Origin of the sequence: Bradyrhizobium sp. USDA 4541 (genome assembly GCF_024171085.1) — a bacterium.
GTDB lineage: Bacteria > Pseudomonadota > Alphaproteobacteria > Rhizobiales > Xanthobacteraceae > Bradyrhizobium > Bradyrhizobium australafricanum.
Map to the genome: position 1 here is coordinate 6,486,241 of NZ_JALJZF010000001.1, position 16,017 is coordinate 6,502,257.

Here is a 16,017-nt window from a genome sequence, read left to right on the forward strand (position 1 = left end):
TGCCGGTTGAATCGTGGCCGGGCAAACCCCTGCCCTGCCAATAGCATACGCCCGCTATTAGGAGTCACCGCGGAATACGGCAAAACGGTGGACTAGTTCTAACGACCTACTAATTGGTCACGCGCTGCACGATCACGGAAGCGTTGGTGCCACCGAAACCGAAGGAATTGGACAGCGCCACATTGACGTCACGCTTGCGCGACGTATGCGGCACAAGATCGATCGCCGTTTGCACCGACGGATTGTCGAGATTGATGGTCGGCGGCACCACGTTATCGCGAATCGCCAGGATCGCGAAGATCGCCTCGATCGCACCGGCCGCACCGAGCAGATGTCCGGTCGCGGACTTGGTCGACGACATCGAAACCTTCGAGGCCGCATTGCCGAGCAGACGCTCGACCGCGCCGAGCTCGATCTCGTCGCCGACCTGCGTCGAGGTGCCGTGCGCATTGATGTAGTCGAGGTCGGATGCCGCGAGGCCGGCGCGCTTCAGCGCCATGGTCATGCTGCGGAAGCCGCCATTGCCGTCCGGCGGCGGCGAGGTGATGTGGAAGGCATCGCCCGACAGGCCATAGCCGGTGACCTCGGCATAGATCTTCGCGCCGCGGCGCTTCGCGTGCTCGTATTCCTCCAGCACGAGGACGCCGGCGCCCTCGCCCATCACGAAGCCGTCGCGATCCTTGTCGTACGGCCGCGATGCCTTTTGCGGGGTCTCGTTGAAGCCGGTGGACAGCGCACGCGCCGCGCAGAAGCCGGCGATGCCGATGCGCGAGATCGGCGATTCGGCGCCGCCGGCGACCATCACCTCGGCGTCGCCGAGCGCGATCAGCCGCGCCGCGTCGCCGACCGCATGCGCGCCGGTCGAGCACGCCGTGACCACTGCATGATTGGGCCCCTTCAGGCCGTGCTCGATCGAGACGTAGCCGGAGGCCAGATTGATCAGGCGGCCCGGAATGAAGAACGGAGAGACCCTGCGCGGTCCGCGCTCCTTCAGCAGCACCGCAGTCTCGGCAATGCCGGTGAGGCCGCCGATGCCGGAGCCGATCATCGTGCCGGTGGCGAACTGGTCCTCGTCCGACTTCGGATGCCAGTCGGCATCGTCCAGCGCCTGCTTGGCCGCGCACATCGCATAGACGATGAAGTCGTCGACCTTGCGCTGGTCTTTCGGCTCCATCCACTGATCGGGATTGAAGGTGCCGCCAGTGCCGTCGCCACGCGGAATGTAGCAGGCGACCTGGCTCGGCAGGTCGGACACGTCGAACGTGTCGATCTTCTTGCCGCCGCTGTCTCCGGCGAGGATGCGCGCCCAAGTTGCGTCAACGCCGCAGCCGAGCGGTGTAAGCATGCCCAGCCCCGTGACGACAACTCGTCTCATTTCCACCTCTCCGGCCAGCAATGCGCGGCTGATAATAAGAAGCCGGGGGACCGCTCGATCACGGTCCGTCCGGCCCCGTCAACTTCGCGATCGGCGTCAGCTCTTCGCGTTCTTCTCGAGAAACTTGGTCGCGTCGCCAACGGTCAGAATCGTCTCCGCCGCGTCGTCGGGAATCTCGCAACCGAATTCTTCTTCGAATGCCATCACGAGCTCGACGGTGTCGAGGCTGTCGGCGCCGAGGTCATCGATGAAGCTCGCGCTATCGACCACCTTCTCGGGTTCGACACCAAGGTGCTCGACCACAATCTTCTTAACCCGCTCGCCAATCTCACTCATCGTTCAACCTCGTTGTTCCATTGGACCCGACCCCAAGACGATACGAGCCATCGTGGTCGTCTCGATTACTCAGTCGCGCATAGTCTTGATTCGGCCCGGTCGTAGCCGATTAAAGCCCCGGCGAACGGCAGGCGTCGCCACGCCAATATACAGGGTTTCAAAATCCTGCAATGGCGTTCTTCGCCCATCCACGGGGGCTTCAGCTACCATACTTCCAAAGCCTTGACTACACGCCTGAACCGGCTCCCGAAAACGGCTTTTCGCCGCATTGCGAGAGGCGGCCAGTAGCTCAAATCATAGCCATCCCGCCGTTGACGTGGATCGTCTGTCCGGTGACGTAGGCGGCCTCGTTCGAGGCCAGATAGACCGCCGCGGCCGCGATGTCCTCGGGCGTTCCGAGCCGCGCCGCAGGAACCTTCGCCAGGATGGATTCGCGCTGCTTGTCGTTGAGCGCATCGGTCATCGGCGTCTTGATGAAACCCGGCGCGATGCAATTGGCGGTCACGCCGCGCTTGGCGTATTCGGCGCCCAGCGTCTTGATCAGGCCGATGATGCCGGCCTTCGACGCGGTGTAGTTGCCCTGCCCCGGATTGCCGGTGACGCCGACGATCGAGGTGATCGCGATGATGCGGCCGAAGCGCTTGCGCATCATCAGTTTGGTCGCCGCGCGCGCCAGGCGGAACGTCGCGGTCAGGTTGACCGCGATCACGTCGTCCCAATCCTCGTCGCGCAGCTGCACGAACAGGTTGTCGCGGGTGATGCCGGCGTTGGCGATCAGGATGTCGACCTGTCCCATCGCAGCTTCCGCTGCCGGCACCAGCGCCTCGACATCATCCTTGCTGGAGAGATTGCACGGCAGGACATGCACGCGCGCGCCGAGCTTGGCCGCAAAGCCGTCCAGCACCTCGCGCCGCGTCCCCGAGATCGCTACCGTTGCGCCCTGCGCATGCAGCGCCTGCGCAATCGCGCCGCCGATGCCGCCGGTTGCGCCCGTGACGAGCGCCGTCTTGCCAGTCAGATCAAACATCGAATTCTCCTTCCGGCTGCTTCAAGCCGAAGCCGCGAGCGCGTCCTTGGCCGCAGCGATATCGTTCGGACCGCCGACGGACACGCCGACCGCGCCGTCGGCAATGCGCTTGACGAGGCCGCTCAGCACCTTGCCGGCGCCGATCTCGAAGAACCGCGTCACGCCCTGCCCTGCCATATAGGCAACCGACTCGCGCCAGCGCACGGTGCCCGTGACCTGCTCGATCAGGCGGCGGCGGATCTCGTCGGGATCGGTGATGGCGGAGGCCAGCACGTTGGAGACCAGCGGCGCCGCGGGCGCCTTGATGGTCACCCCCGACAGCGCCTCTGCCATCGCATCGGCCGCCGGCTGCATCAGCTTGCAATGGAACGGCGCCGACACCGGCAGCAGCATGGCGCGCTTGGCGCCCTTGGTCTTGGCGATTTCGACCGCGCGATCGACGGCGGCCTTGTCACCGGAGACCACCACCTGGCCGCCGCCATTGTCGTTGGCGGCCTGGCAGACTTGTCCCTGCGCCGCCTCGTTGGCGACCGCCACGGCGGTTTCGTAATCGAGACCGAGCAGTGCGGCCATCGCACCGACGCCGACCGGCACCGCCTTCTGCATCGCGAGCCCGCGGGTGCGGAGCAGCCGCGCGGTGTCGCTGACGGAGAGGCTCCCGGCGGCGGCCAGCGCCGAATACTCGCCGAGCGAGTGTCCGGCAACAAAGGCCGCATTGCGGCCGACCGAAAAGCCGGCCTCGCTCTCGAGCACGCGCAATGTGGCGATCGACACCGCCATCAGGGCGGGCTGGGCATTTTCGGTGAGCTGCAATGTCTCGCCGGGACCATCCCAGATGATCGCGGTCAGCTTCTCGCCCAGCGCGGAATCGACCTCGTCGAACACCGCCCTGGCCGCCGGAAAGGCGTCGGCCAGGGCCTTGCCCATGCCAACCGCCTGCGAGCCCTGCCCGGGAAACGTAAATGCTGCCGTCATCGGCGATCCCTACCTTGTTGAGCGTGATCTCCGCGCAGGCGCTTTACGCCTGCCGCAGGGGAAAACGGTATCCGCGTCGCGCAAAACGCGCCACAGCGGGTCCGGGCCAATCCCTTGCAACCAAGCCTTGGCAATCAGGCCTTGGCAACCAAGCCTTGGCAGCCCAGGCTTGGCAGCCCAGCCTTGCAACCGGCCCCGGACCGGGCCGTAAGACACTGACGGAGGCGGTGCTGTCAAGCCGCGCCAGAGGAACCCTGGGGATGCCGGTCCCGGCTCCGAGCTAGTGTCCCGAATCCGAAGTTCGCATCATTTGCCGCACCTTCGGAGCGAACTTCGGATTCGATAAGGACACTAGCAAACTTATGATTCTAGTGTGCTTTATGAATGCGAAGTTCGTGAAAGTGGCTGCCGCGAAATCGCACGAACTTCGCATTCAGCACACTAGAACCCGCCGGCATTCTGGTCGGCGTTAACCTCGGCGCCGGCCCTCGCCCGGCGTGCGCTGTTGACCAGCTGGCCCGGACGATCCTCGTTGGCGGGCCTGGCGGTCGCCAGCCGCAGCACGGCGGCGTAGCCCGGCTGCACTTCCATCCGGCCGGCATAGCGGCTTTCGCTGAGGATGCGGTGGACGCGCGGCAGGTTGTAGCAGGGCACGTAGAACAGCAGGTGATGCTCGAGGTGATAGTTCACGTAGTACGGCGCGATGAAGAGACGCTCGAGGACATTGGCCCGCGTGGTGCGGGTGTTGCGCAGGGGATCGGAGCTGTCGGGCACGACGGCGTGTTCGGCAATGTTGCGGATGCGCGTGATCACCATCATCCAGGTCAGCAGCGGCACCAGCCACAACAGCGGATAGGCCCACCACACACCGGCGGCGGCGAGGCCCGCGAACAGCAAGGCGTTGGTGACGCATTGCGGCCCGAGCTTCTGCCAGAAGTTGGCGGCGCGCCGCGACAACGGCCACTCCTTCGGCCCGATCGCATTGAGCAATTGCGCCTTGCGCTGCTGGTAGCCGGTCTGCCCGGTGATATCGCGGAAGAACTTCCGGCGGTAGCTCAGCTTCGTGATCGGAAACGGCGCCGACAGCACGAGATCGGGATCATCCTCCTGCTGCGTCCGCGCATGATGCTGCAGATGATAGCGGCGATAGCCGCGGGTCTCCGCGAAGATCGGATAGGCGCAGAACCACTGGCTCAGCGTCAGGTTGGTCCTCTCGTCCGCCGACAGACAGCCGTGCGCCCCGTCATGCATCAGGATCGCAAGCCCGAGCTGGCGCGAGCCGATGATCGCAACGGCGAGCAGATAGGTCAGCGGATTGGGCCACCACGCGACCAGCGCGATCGCGCCCAGGATCAGCGCCCAGGCATGCACGATCAGGGCTGCGCCCTTCCACGTCGTGCGCTCGCGCACCGCAACCAATTCGTCCTCGGTGAGGAAATCGCGGGCTCGCATGCGAAGCGCGGTCATGTGCCTGTCTCGCCGTCCGTTGAGGATGAAGTGTCGTGATCGCCGACCAGGCGCAGCCGCGTCCCGTCATTGGCCGACGTCGAAGTTGATGTCGCCTGCTCGCCGAGCGCGCGCAGCAATTCGCGGCACATCTCGTCGGCAGCGCGGCCCATCGCAAAACCTTCGACGATCACGCCGATCGCGATCGCCCAGAACCGCCGCGAGCTCTCCTCGGGCGCGCGCAGCGAGCGCCAGCCGTGCCGCTCGACCTGGCCCGCATAGGCGCGCGCGCCCTCGCTGTGCAGACGTTCGATGGTGCGCTCGACAAGGGGCGCGAGGTCCTGCCGGCGCCGCGTGAGGGTCAAGGCCTCCGCGAAGAAAGCGACCGTGTCGGTCGCGGTCACGGTCTCGGCCAAAGCGTGGGTGTAGTCGCGCGGGGTGTGGGCATTCAGGGCGGCCTGCTCGGTCGCGCGCGCGAGATAGAGCATGTCGCGGCTGGCCGCTTCGACGAACAGCGCTTCCTTGGTGCGGAAGTAATAGGTGATCTGGCTCGGAAAGGCGTCCGCGGCCGCGGCGATATCGGAGATCGATGTGCCCGAGAGCCCGCGTTCCTTGAACAGGCGGCTGGCGGCATCGAGCAGCAGCGAGCGCATCTTGCGCCCCGCCGACCGCGTCGCGCGGACCGCGTGCTTCGGATCGGGCGCAGACATGCCGCTGGCGGTCTCCGAACCCATATCTCGTCCTCCCAAAGATGTTTGTATGATATACAAACAAAGAAATCAACGGGAAATCACCCGAGGTTGCGTCAAACGGCCTGGAGGGCCACGACACCTCGCACATCCGGGGACCGAGAACCCTTGCTTTCGCGGCCAAAATCCGTATAAGCGCGCCATTCGTGGGCTCCGGCCGGGAGCTGAACGGACGGTCTCAGCAAATTCACCCGTTGATTTTGATGTGGCAGGGCCAGTCGGCCCGTCGTCCCGTGCTCCCGCCTTCTGAGCAGCTCGAGTCCTTTCCGAAGGTCTCGAAGGGCTTGTCGCCGGAAACCGCGCCAACACAGGAAAGGACAACCATGCCTCTTTATGAGCATGTTTTTCTCGCGCGTCAGGATGCGAGCACCCAGCAGGTGGATGAACTGACGGCCCAGATGACGGGGATCGTCGAACAGGGCGGCGGCAAGGTCACCAAGACCGAGAGCTGGGGCGTGCGATCCCTCACCTACCGCATGAACAAGAACCGCAAGGCGCATTTCGTGCTGATGAACATCGACGCACCGTCGGCTGTCGTCACCGAGATCGAACGTCAGGAGCGGATCAACGAAGACGTCATCCGCTATCTCACCGTGCGCGTCGAAGAGCACGAGGAAGGCCCGTCCGCGATGATGCGCAAGGCCGACCGTGACCGCGAGCGCGATGACCGTGGTGGTGGCTTCCGTGGCGACCGCGAAGGCGGCTTCCGTGGTGACCGCGATGGTGGCGGTTTCCGTGGCGACCGTGGCCCGCGCCGTCCGCGCGAAGAAGAAGCTGCGACCGAGGAGTAATGAATCATGGCTGATGCTGGTGCCCGCCGTCCGTTTTTCCGTCGTCGCAAGTCCTGCCCGTTCACGGGCGCGAATGCGCCGAAGATCGACTACAAGGATTCCAAGCTGCTGATGCGTTACGTCTCCGAGCGCGGCAAGATCGTGCCGAGCCGCATCACGGCCGTGTCCGCCAAGAAGCAGCGTGAGCTCGCCCGCGCCATCAAGCGCGCGCGCTTCCTCGGCTTGCTGCCTTACGTGATCAGGTAATCGTTTCCGGCCGGCGGCATACGTCGCCGGCCGCTCATTCTCATAAGGCTTCCGGGTCGTCCGGTCGCCGATGGTTGGGGTTCTCGATGCAGGACCCCTAACCGCTCGAAGGGGGCGGGACAGCTGATGATCGGAATATTCACCGTTGCACTCGCAGCCGGCGCCGCGTCGGCGCTGATGTTCGCCTCGATCAGTTCGGGCGCGGCGATCTCGATATTGCTGTTCTATCTCGCACCGCTGCCGATCATGGTGGCGGCGCTCGGCTGGGGCCCCCTCGCCGCCGCTATTGGTGGAGTGGGTGCGGCATCCGTGCTCGGCACGCTCTTCGGCCTTCCCTACAGCATCGCGTTTGCCATGATGGTCGCCGTGCCCGGCTGGTGGCTCGGCCACCTGGCCCTGCTCGGACGGCCGGTCGCGGGCGAAGCCGGCGACAGCACCAAGCAGCAGCAGCCAGCGATTGAATGGTACCCCGTCGGCCGCATCCTGCTCTGGATTGCAGCCTTCGCCATCGTTACCACGACCGCCGCGCTGCTCACGCTCGGCACCGATACCGACACGATCACCGGCACGTTGCGGCGCGGCCTGCTCAAGATGCTCAGCACCGGCGAAGCGCAGCCCAGCGGTGACATCGAACGGCTGGTCGACGCGTTGGTGATCTTCGCGCCGCTCGCGGCGACCATCATCGCCATGGTGACGCTGACGCTGAACCTTTGGCTCGCCGGCAAGATCACGCAAACCTCCGGGCGGTTGAACCGGCCATGGCCGGATTTCCGCACCACGGCGCTTCCCGCCGTGACGTTGGTCGCGCTGCTGGCGGCTGTCGCCGTCAGCTTCATCGGCGGCATGCTTGCGCTGCTGGCGCAGATCGTCACCGCGGCACTCGTAATCGCCTATGCGCTGGTCGGCTTCGCCGTTCTGCACACCTTGACGCTGTCGCTCACCAATCGCGGCTTCTGGCTCGGTGGCATCTATGCGGTCGTCGTCATGTTCGGCTGGCCGATCGTGGCGATGTTCGCGCTCGGCATCGCCGACGCCGTGTTCGGGCTGCGCCAGCGCTATCTGCAGACAAGACCGCCGCCTTTGCCCGCGGCTTGAGATTCGATCCAACCACTTAAACCCGTACTTTGCATCTAAAGGAGAACGAAAATGGAAGTCATTCTGCTCGAACGCGTTGCCAAGCTTGGCCAAATGGGCGAAGTCGTGCGCGTCAAGGACGGGTTCGCCCGCAACTTCTTGCTGAAGCGCGGCAAGGCGCTGCGCGCCACCGAGGCGAACCGCGCCAAGTATGATGGCATGAAGGCCGAGCTCGAGGCCAACAACATCCAGGCCAAGGGCGAAGCCGCCAAGGTCGCCGAGAAGATCGACGGCCGCGACATCGTCATCATCCGCCAGGCCTCCGAATCCGGCCAGCTGTTCGGCTCGGTGACGGTGCGCGACATCGTCGCCGCGCTGGCTGCCGACGGCGTGACGGTGTCGCGCCCGCAGGTCTGGCTCGACTCGCCGATCAAGGTGATCGGCGCGCAGAAGGTGACGATCGCCGTCCACCCCGAGGTCGAGACCAGCGTCACCGTGACGGTCGCCCGCTCCGCCGAAGAGGCCGAGCGGATCAAGCGCGGCGAGGACATCTCGACCCGCCAGGAAGACCAGGACGCTGCCGCCGAGGCGCTCGCCGCCGCCGGCGAATTCTTCGATCCGGAAGTCCAGCACGACGAGGAAGCCGCGCCGGCTCCGGCCGCCGAAGAGAAGTAAGCTTCTCTCCATCGTCCAACCGACTAAACGCTACGAAGCCCGGCCTCGATCAGTCCGGGCTTTGGATTCGTGCCGCCGCCTTGTCGTCGAGCATGGCGATCGACGCCAATGCGGTCGCGGTGTGCTTCTCCTTGCCGTCGATGACGCAGAACACGTCGGCTGCAACGACGGCGACCTGACGTCCCGGCTTGATCACGCGCGCCCGGCAGATCAGACGATCGCCCGAGGCCGGCGACAGCAGGTTCAGCTTGTATTCCGCCGTCAGCGCCGGCTGGCCGCGCGACGTCGCCGCTGCGATCGTGGTGGCGTTGTCGACCAGAAACGCCGTCACTCCGCCGTGAAACAGGCCATGCTGCTGCAACAGCTCCGGCCGGCGGTCGACCGCGAGCGTGCAGGTGCCGCGCGACAGCTCGGCTACCTCGGCACCGACAAGACCCATGAAGCCCTGCCGGCCGACATTGTCGCGAATTCGCGTCGCGATCGGTGCAAAGTCCGGATCGGTCTCGCTCATGAAGTCTCTCCTGTTCGTTCTGGCGCACCCGGCGCCACCACCGCGCGGACCGCGCAGGCGATCAGCGTCTCGACCTGTTCGCGCGGATCGCCGGTATGGCGGCCCGATAGCCAGGCGCGGCAGAAGATCTGCGCCGGCCCGACGATCTGGCTGAAGAACAGCACGGCGCTCATCGGCAGCAATTCGCCGCGCGCGAGCAGCGGCGCACGCCAGCGCTCGATGCCGTCGGTGAGCCGCGAATTCTCGCTGCGCTGCGCGCCGCGCACCTCCTCGCCCCACTCGCTGCGCGAAATCTCGAACAGGAAGCGCGCCTCGCGCCGGTTGCTCACGACCCAATCGAGATGGGCGTGGATCAGCCGCTCAACGCCCTCGCCCGCCCCGCAGCTGGCGTCGACCGAGCTGATGATGGTGGCGTGATAGGCCTGCAGGATTTCCAGGAACAGGGTGCCGGCGAGCGCCTTCTTCGAGGTGAAGAAGTGGAAGAAGCTGCCGTTGGACGCGCGGGCGCGGGAGCGAATCTCGGCCACCGTCGCGCCCTCAAATCCGTCGCGGTCGAACACCGCCAGTCCCGCTGCCAGCAGATCTTCGCGCGCCGTGCTCAAGTCGTCCTCCTGACTAGATTAACACTCTAGAGCACTGCTCTAATGATGATCAAACAAATACGCCGGACCTTGCGGCCCGGCGTTGGCGATTACTTCGAGGTCGGAGCTTCCGGCGGGCCGGGTGGCGGCGGCGGCGCCGTCACCGGCGGCGCGGCTGGCTCCGGAGCGGGAGATGCGGCGGCTGCCGGCTCGGACGCCGCAGGCGCAGCCGCGGCAGGCGCCGGTGTGACCTGCGGAACCGGATCGGATCGCACGGCAGCCGGCTCGCCGCCGCCATTGCTCTTGGGCGCGTCGACCTTTGCCGTGTCGGGCTCGGCGGCAGGCTTCGCCGGCTTCTCGGCTTCACCCTTGTCATCATGCCGGGTGGATGTCTTGGGGTCTGTCTTGGGCTCGTCGCTGGTCGCCGCGCCCTTGGGCGTCTCCTCGGACTTCGGCTCCTCGACGGGCTTGCCGCGACGGCCGTGCTTCTGACGCGACGGCTTGCCCTCGCCCAAGGCCTGCGGCGTCTGGCCGTCATCCGGCTTCGCGCCTTCCGGCGTCTCGCTCGGGCGGGCCATCCGCTTGCCGCGGTGAGCTGGACGTCCTTCGGGATTCAAGCCATCGCCATCGGGTTTGGCCCCTTCCTGCGGCGCGGCATCCTGGTGCCGTCGGCGGGCCGGACGCTCGGACGGCTGCTCCGGGGACTGGTTCGCCTCCTGCCTGCCTTCCCTACCGCCCTTAGTCCCCCTGGGCTGATCCTTGGCCTGGTAGCGCGGATCGTTGGCACCATTCGAAATCAGATAGGAGGCAAGCACGCCGGCCATGTCGCTGGACGTCGTGTAGTGCTGGCGCAGGAAGCCCGGCAGCGAACCGGCCGGGACCGATTTCAGCAGGCCGCGCGGGCTCTTGTGGCAAGCTGTGCAGGTGCTTGCGAAGATCTGGGAGGGGCTCTTGCCGGCCTCGAGGTTTTGCGCCTGCGCCGATACGGCTGACAGGCAGCCAATCAGAAGCGCCACCGTCGCCAGACTGAGGGCTCGGCTCAACATTCCTTAAGTCTCCAGATTCCGGAAAAATCGCCGCCAGCGCCTGATGGATCGGCCGCGGCGGTCACCTTTTAGCCGATTATCGCGCGAATGGAAGCGCGCCCATGACGCATCCACGCAATTGTCACATTTTGGAATATCGGCTTTGACCACAACGCTATAGCGCGATCTAATTCCCTGCCTATCTTGAGGTTGGGGACACATTGGAGTGATCAACTCCGGTGGTGTCGGTGTGCAGCTTGCCGTTCCGTTGGTGTTTCGATGGACCGATTGTTGCGATACTTCTTGGGGCGCTTCATCCGCCGCGGTTCGATCACGTTCACGACCGCGAGCGGCGCTCAGTTCATCTGCGGTGATGGCACGGGTGTACCGGTCGCCGTGCGCTTCATGACGCGAGGGGCGGAACTACGCATCCTAGTCGATCCCGAACTTTATCTCGGCGAAGCCTTCATGGACGGCACGTTCGTGGTGGAGCAAGGCACCGTCGCCGACGTGCTGGCGGTCCTGATGGGTCAGGCAGCCATGCTGCCGAACTTTGCCAGGCTGCAGGCCTGGGTACGCTTCCTCGGACGCCGCGCCCAGCAGATCAATGTGCGCGGCCGATCCAGAAGCAATGTCGCCCGTCATTACGATCTCGACGGCCGCCTCTATTCCCTCTTCCTCGACGCGGACAAGCAATACAGCTGCGCCTATTTCGAGACGCCGGACGCGACGCTGGACGATGCCCAGCTCGCCAAGAAGCGTCACCTCGCCGCAAAACTCCTGATCAAGCCCGGGCACCGCATCCTCGATATCGGTTCCGGCTGGGGCGGCCTTGGGCTCTATCTCGCCGAGATGAGCGGCGCCGACGTCACCGGCGTCACGCTGTCGACCGAGCAGCTGCAAATTTCCAACGCCCGGGCGGCGGAGCGGAACCTGGCGCAATCGGCGCGCTTCCTGCTGCAGGACTATCGCGACATCCCCGGGCCGTTCGACCGCATCGTCTCGGTCGGCATGTTCGAGCATGTCGGGGTCGCCTACTATGAAACCTTCTTCGCGCGCTGCGCCGAACTGCTGAGCGACGACGGTGTCATGGTGCTGCACTCGATCGGCCGCTCGACCGGCCCCGACGTCACCAGCCCCTGGATCCGGAAATACATCTTCCCCGGCGGCTACATTCCGGCGCTGTCCGAGGTCATGCCGGCGATCGAGAAGGCCGGATTGCTGATCTGCGACATGGAGATCCTCCGCCTGCACTATGCCGAGACGCTGAAGGCATGGCGCGAGCGCTTCATGGCGCGGCGCGAGGAGGCCGTGCGGCTCTACGACGAGACCTTTGCCCGGATGTGGGAATTCTACCTGGCTGCGTCGGAGATGTCGTTCCGCGTGCAGAACATGATGAACTTCCAGCTCCAGCTCACCAAGCGCCAGGGCATCGTCCCGATAACCCGCGACTATATCGGCGGCGAAGAAGCCCGCCTGCGGCTGAAGGAGGCCGGCGCGGCCAAGCCCCGGCTGCAACTCGCCGGCGAATAGGTCTGAAGGAACGGGTACTGCTAGTTGCGCAGGCTGTAGGCCGACCCGCAATGGCCAAAGGTCGGCGCCGGACGCGCCAGATGGGCCGCGGCGGCCGAAATCAAGCTGGCATCGCAGGGAACATTGCGAACCTCGGGACGCGCCGCCTGCTCCATGGCATCGACAAGCGCCGCCAGCCAGCGGCGATCCATGCCATCTGCCCGGCCAAGCCTTGATCGCGCTGTCTGAAACTCTCGAGCCATCGCCGCCGTATCTTGCCTGAGCGTAGACAACCTGGAATCCGCCGGGTCGTTCCCGCGAACCTGCCGCAAAAAAAGTGCGGCGCATGTGATCTGCTTCACAGAGGTCTGTCCCGGACTGTCGTAGTGGTCCGGAATGACCCGAGAAACACACCAGACGATGTTGGACCCGCAGCGCGATATCGCGACTGACTACGCCCTGATCGCCACTGGCGTGGTGGCCGCCTTGATCGCGCTGGCCTTCCTCATCCTGGTCTGAGAAATCGACGCCAACAGCCGCCTCGCCTCTCCATGGGTCCGCTCGCCTGGCAAAAGGTTCAGGCGGCGTCCAATTTTTGCCAACGACCGTGCTGATCGGCCGGCTCCCGACCGGTTTCGGACAAAACCCCAGTCAAGCGGAATGCATCCGGCTGTTTCGGATTCACACCTCGCGTTGTGTGAATCGTGCATAAGAAACATCCGTCCTTTCGCTTCGTGCCGGGCTGGCGCTTCATCGCCGCCCCACAGCCGAAAATCTCAGTAACGACGAAATCAGAAGAATAAGCTCGTCCATGGCCTTGATTGATTCGAACGTCCACAAGCTCGCGCCCGACGCCGCATCCCCGGCCTACCGAAGTGCGCCGCACAACATCGAAGCGGAACAGGGCCTGCTGGGCGCGATCCTGGTCAATAACGACGCCTTCTACCGGGTCTCCGATTTCCTGGAGCCGAAGCACTTCTTCGAAACCATCCATCAGCAAATCTATGAGACCGCCGGAAGCCTGATCCGGATGGGCAAGGTCGCGAACCCCGTGACCCTGAAGACGTTCCTGCCGGCCGAGCTCGACATCGGCGGCATGACGGTCGGCCAATACCTCGCCCGGCTTGCCGCCGAAGCGACCACCATCATCAACGCGCAGGACTACGGACGCACCGTTTACGATCTCAGCCTGCGCCGCAACCTGATCCAGATCGGCGAGGACATCGTCAACGTCGCCTATGACGCGCCGGTCGACTTCGCGCCGCGCGCCCAGATCGAGGATGCCGAGCGGCAGCTCTACGGCCTTGCTGAAACCGGCCGCTATGACGGCGGCTTCCAGCGCTTCGCGCAGGCACTGACGATCGCCGTCGACATGGCGGCGAAGGCGTTCCAGCGCGACGGCAAGCTGTCGGGCATTTCGACCGGTCTGCGCGACCTCGACGCCAAGATGGGCGGCCTGCAGCCGTCCGACCTCATCATCCTCGCCGGCCGTCCCGGCATGGGCAAGACATCGCTCGCCACCAATATCGCCTACAACATCGCCAAAGCCTATGTGCCGGAAGTCCAGGCGGACGGCACCACCAAAGCAGTCAATGGCGGCTGTGTCGGCTTCTTCTCCTGCGAAATGAGCGGCGAACAGCTCGCCACCCGTATTCTCGCCGAGCGCACCGGCATCCCCTCGAGCTCGATCCGTCGCGGCGGCATCTCCGAGCTCGATTTCGAGAAGATCCGCGACTGTTCGATCGAGCTGCAATCGCTACCGTTCTACGTCGACGAAACCGGCGGTCTCTCGATCTCGCAGCTCACCGCGCGGGCGCGACGGCTCAAGCGCCAGAAGGGCCTCGACCTGATCGTGATCGACTATATCCAGCTGCTGCAGGGCTCGGGCAAACGCGGCAACGACAACCGCGTGCAGGAAATCACCGAGATCACCACCAACCTGAAGGCACTTGCCAAGGAACTGAACGTTCCGATCATCGCGCTGTCGCAGCTGTCGCGTCAGGTCGAAAACCGCGACGACAAGCGGCCGCAGCTGTCCGACCTGCGTGAATCCGGCTCGATCGAGCAGGACGCCGACGTCGTGATCTTCGTCTATCGCGAGGAATACTACCTCGCCAACAAGGAGCCGCGCGCGGGCACGCCGGAATATGAGAAGTGGCAGATGGACATGGACCTTGCCCACGGCAAGGCCGAAGTCATCATCGGCAAGCAGCGACACGGCCCGACCGGCACGGTCGATCTGCACTTCGAGGCCAGCGTCACGCGCTTCGGCGACCTCGCACCCGACGGTCAGGTTCCGGATCACGGCCACTGAGATCCGGACTCGGTTGAACGACGCAGGGCACCCGCGTACAACTGAGCCATGAACATCGTGACTGACGCGAAATCGCAGCTGACATCCGAGGCCAGTTTGCTGGCGGCCCACCCGACCGCCAGCGGTATCCTCACCATCGACCTCGACGCCATCATCGCCAACTGGCGCAAGCTCGAGAAGACCGCGGTGCCGGCCGAATGCGCCGCCGTGGTCAAGGCCAACGCCTATGGCTGCGGCGCCGAGCAGGTTGCGCGGGCGCTGGCCAAGGCCGGCTGCAAGACCTTCTTCGTCGCCAGCGTCGAGGAGGCCGCCGCGGTGCGCGCGGCCGCTCCCGAGGCGACCGTGTATTCGCTCGGCGGTTTTTTCCAGAACACCGGCGACGCCTACGCCAGGATCGACTGCAAGCCGGTGATCGGCGATCTCAACGAGCTCGCCGAATGGGACGTGTTCTGCCGCCGCTCCGGCTGGTCCGGCGGCGCCGGCATCCATATCGACACCGGCATGAACCGGCTGGGGCTCACGGTCAGCGAGGCACAGGGCATCATCCCGCGGATCAATGCCGGCGATCACGGCATCACGCTGGTCATGAGCCACCTCGCCTCCGCCGAATTGCTCAACAATCCCGCCAACGCCAAGCAGCTTGCGAGCTTCCGCGAGATCGCGAGCCTGTTCACTGGCGTGCCGGCCTCGCTGGCGAATTCTTCCGGCGTGTTTCTCGGCGCGCAATTCCAGTTCGAGATGGTGCGACCGGGCTGCGCGCTCTATGGCGTCAATCCGACGCCGGAGGCCGACAACCCGATGCAGCAGGTGGTCGATCTCAAGGCGCGCATCGTGCAGATCCGCAACATCGATCGCGGCGAGACCGTCGGCTATGGCGGCACCTGGACCGCGCGCCGGCCGACCCGGCTTGCGATCGTCGCCGCCGGCTATGCCGACGGCTATTTCCGCGCCGCCAGCGCCAATGACGGCACCCGCGGCGCCGAGGTCGTGGTCGCCGGCAAGCGCTGCCCGATCGCCGGCCGCGTCTCGATGGACCTGATCGCGGTCGATGTCACCGACCTCGACAAGAATGCCGTGCGGCGCGGCCACATGGTGACGCTGATCGGCGAAGGCATCACGGTCGACGAGGTCGCGCATCATTTCGGCACCATCGGCTATGAGGTGTTGACCAGTCTCGGCCGCCGCTTCGTGCGCATCTACAAGGGCGGCGATGCCGTCGCCGCGAGAAGCGACGCGGTCGCCGAGACGAGCGAGCCGGCTGCCACGCCCGCAGCACCGCCAGCCTTGCCAACAGCAGCGCCCGCTGCGCCGCCGCCACTGCCGGCCGCCGAGCCAACAGCGACGTCCACCTGACATGATCAAGGTTCGCGATTGCCGATG

At 65.3% G+C, this 16,017-nt stretch carries 18 protein-coding genes; 8 read left to right on the plus strand and 10 right to left on the minus strand.

Annotated elements, in window-relative coordinates; genetic code table 11:
• Positions 1-109: 109 nt before the first annotated feature.
• The 6 genes from fabF to J2R80_RS30945 all read right to left on the minus strand — a co-directional run bounded on the left by fabF (position 110) and on the right by J2R80_RS30945 (position 5,893).
• Positions 110-1,375, minus strand: coding sequence for a beta-ketoacyl-ACP synthase II (gene fabF, locus J2R80_RS30920; RefSeq protein WP_057019881.1), 1,266 nt, complete (start codon positions 1,373-1,375; stop codon positions 110-112).
• A gap of 96 nt (positions 1,376-1,471) precedes the next feature.
• Positions 1,472-1,711, minus strand: a complete 240-nt coding sequence (locus tag J2R80_RS30925) for an acyl carrier protein (protein WP_002716125.1) — start codon at positions 1,709-1,711, stop codon at positions 1,472-1,474.
• 289 nt (positions 1,712-2,000) lie between these two features.
• Positions 2,001-2,738, minus strand: coding sequence for a 3-oxoacyl-[acyl-carrier-protein] reductase (fabG, locus tag J2R80_RS30930; protein ID WP_141343070.1), 738 nt, complete (start codon positions 2,736-2,738; stop codon positions 2,001-2,003).
• Between the two features lie 21 nt (positions 2,739-2,759).
• Entirely contained in the window at positions 2,760-3,713 is a 954-nt protein-coding gene (fabD, locus tag J2R80_RS30935; protein ID WP_141343069.1) for an ACP S-malonyltransferase, read from the minus strand.
• Between the two features lie 441 nt (positions 3,714-4,154).
• Entirely contained in the window at positions 4,155-5,180 is a 1,026-nt protein-coding gene (locus J2R80_RS30940) for a fatty acid desaturase family protein (protein WP_076831952.1), read from the minus strand.
• Positions 5,177-5,893: a TetR/AcrR family transcriptional regulator C-terminal domain-containing protein gene (locus tag J2R80_RS30945; protein WP_141343068.1), complete on the minus strand. Its 717-nt coding sequence runs from the start codon at positions 5,891-5,893 to the stop codon at positions 5,177-5,179. Before J2R80_RS30945 ends, J2R80_RS30940 begins: the two co-directional genes overlap by 4 nt.
• A gap of 338 nt (positions 5,894-6,231) precedes the next feature.
• Here J2R80_RS30945 and rpsF point away from each other — a divergent pair, with 338 nt between their 5' ends.
• From rpsF to rplI, 4 genes are all read left to right on the plus strand, one after another.
• Positions 6,232-6,699 carry a 30S ribosomal protein S6 gene (rpsF, locus tag J2R80_RS30950; RefSeq protein ID WP_026192679.1) on the plus strand — a complete coding sequence of 156 codons (468 nt, stop codon included), beginning with the start codon at positions 6,232-6,234 and terminating at the stop codon, positions 6,697-6,699.
• A 6-nt stretch (positions 6,700-6,705) separates the two neighbouring features.
• Positions 6,706-6,945, plus strand: coding sequence for a 30S ribosomal protein S18 (gene rpsR / locus J2R80_RS30955; RefSeq protein ID WP_016844287.1), 240 nt, complete (start codon positions 6,706-6,708; stop codon positions 6,943-6,945).
• A 126-nt stretch (positions 6,946-7,071) separates the two neighbouring features.
• Positions 7,072-8,040, plus strand: a complete 969-nt coding sequence (locus tag J2R80_RS30960; protein ID WP_141343067.1) for a hypothetical protein — start codon at positions 7,072-7,074, stop codon at positions 8,038-8,040.
• Between the two features lie 51 nt (positions 8,041-8,091).
• The gene (gene rplI / locus J2R80_RS30965) at positions 8,092-8,694 is read left to right on the plus strand and encodes a 50S ribosomal protein L9 (RefSeq protein WP_141343066.1); all 603 of its coding nucleotides are present in this window, start codon (positions 8,092-8,094) and stop codon (positions 8,692-8,694) included.
• Between the two features lie 49 nt (positions 8,695-8,743).
• On the opposite strand, the gene J2R80_RS30970 is transcribed toward rplI, so the two are convergent.
• From J2R80_RS30970 to J2R80_RS30980, 3 genes are all read right to left on the minus strand, one after another.
• Positions 8,744-9,205 (minus strand): PaaI family thioesterase, encoded by a 462-nt coding sequence (locus J2R80_RS30970; protein WP_141343065.1) that lies wholly within the window; start codon positions 9,203-9,205, stop codon positions 8,744-8,746.
• Positions 9,202-9,807 carry a TetR/AcrR family transcriptional regulator gene (locus J2R80_RS30975; RefSeq protein WP_141343064.1) on the minus strand — a complete coding sequence of 202 codons (606 nt, stop codon included), beginning with the start codon at positions 9,805-9,807 and terminating at the stop codon, positions 9,202-9,204. Before J2R80_RS30975 ends, J2R80_RS30970 begins: the two co-directional genes overlap by 4 nt.
• An 89-nt stretch (positions 9,808-9,896) precedes the next feature.
• Complete coding sequence (locus J2R80_RS30980) at positions 9,897-10,832, minus strand: hypothetical protein (protein ID WP_253639919.1); 936 nt, start codon at positions 10,830-10,832, stop codon at positions 9,897-9,899.
• Between the two features lie 258 nt (positions 10,833-11,090).
• Here J2R80_RS30980 and J2R80_RS30985 point away from each other — a divergent pair, with 258 nt between their 5' ends.
• Positions 11,091-12,344 (plus strand): cyclopropane-fatty-acyl-phospholipid synthase family protein, encoded by a 1,254-nt coding sequence (locus J2R80_RS30985; RefSeq protein ID WP_141343105.1) that lies wholly within the window; start codon positions 11,091-11,093, stop codon positions 12,342-12,344.
• A 20-nt stretch (positions 12,345-12,364) separates the two neighbouring features.
• Here the strand turns inward: J2R80_RS30985 and J2R80_RS30990 are convergent, their stop codons facing one another.
• Positions 12,365-12,535: a hypothetical protein gene (locus tag J2R80_RS30990; protein ID WP_194295401.1), complete on the minus strand. Its 171-nt coding sequence runs from the start codon at positions 12,533-12,535 to the stop codon at positions 12,365-12,367.
• A gap of 184 nt (positions 12,536-12,719) precedes the next feature.
• On the opposite strand from J2R80_RS30990, the gene J2R80_RS43325 reads away from it, so the two are divergent.
• From J2R80_RS43325 to alr, 3 genes are all read left to right on the plus strand, one after another.
• Complete coding sequence (locus J2R80_RS43325) at positions 12,720-12,842, plus strand: hypothetical protein (protein ID WP_256520498.1); 123 nt, start codon at positions 12,720-12,722, stop codon at positions 12,840-12,842.
• Between the two features lie 292 nt (positions 12,843-13,134).
• The gene (locus tag J2R80_RS30995; RefSeq protein ID WP_057019871.1) at positions 13,135-14,637 is read left to right on the plus strand and encodes a replicative DNA helicase; all 1,503 of its coding nucleotides are present in this window, start codon (positions 13,135-13,137) and stop codon (positions 14,635-14,637) included.
• Between the two features lie 48 nt (positions 14,638-14,685).
• Positions 14,686-15,990 carry an alanine racemase gene (alr, locus tag J2R80_RS31000; RefSeq protein WP_057019870.1) on the plus strand — a complete coding sequence of 435 codons (1,305 nt, stop codon included), beginning with the start codon at positions 14,686-14,688 and terminating at the stop codon, positions 15,988-15,990.
• Positions 15,991-16,017: the final 27 nt, after the last annotated feature.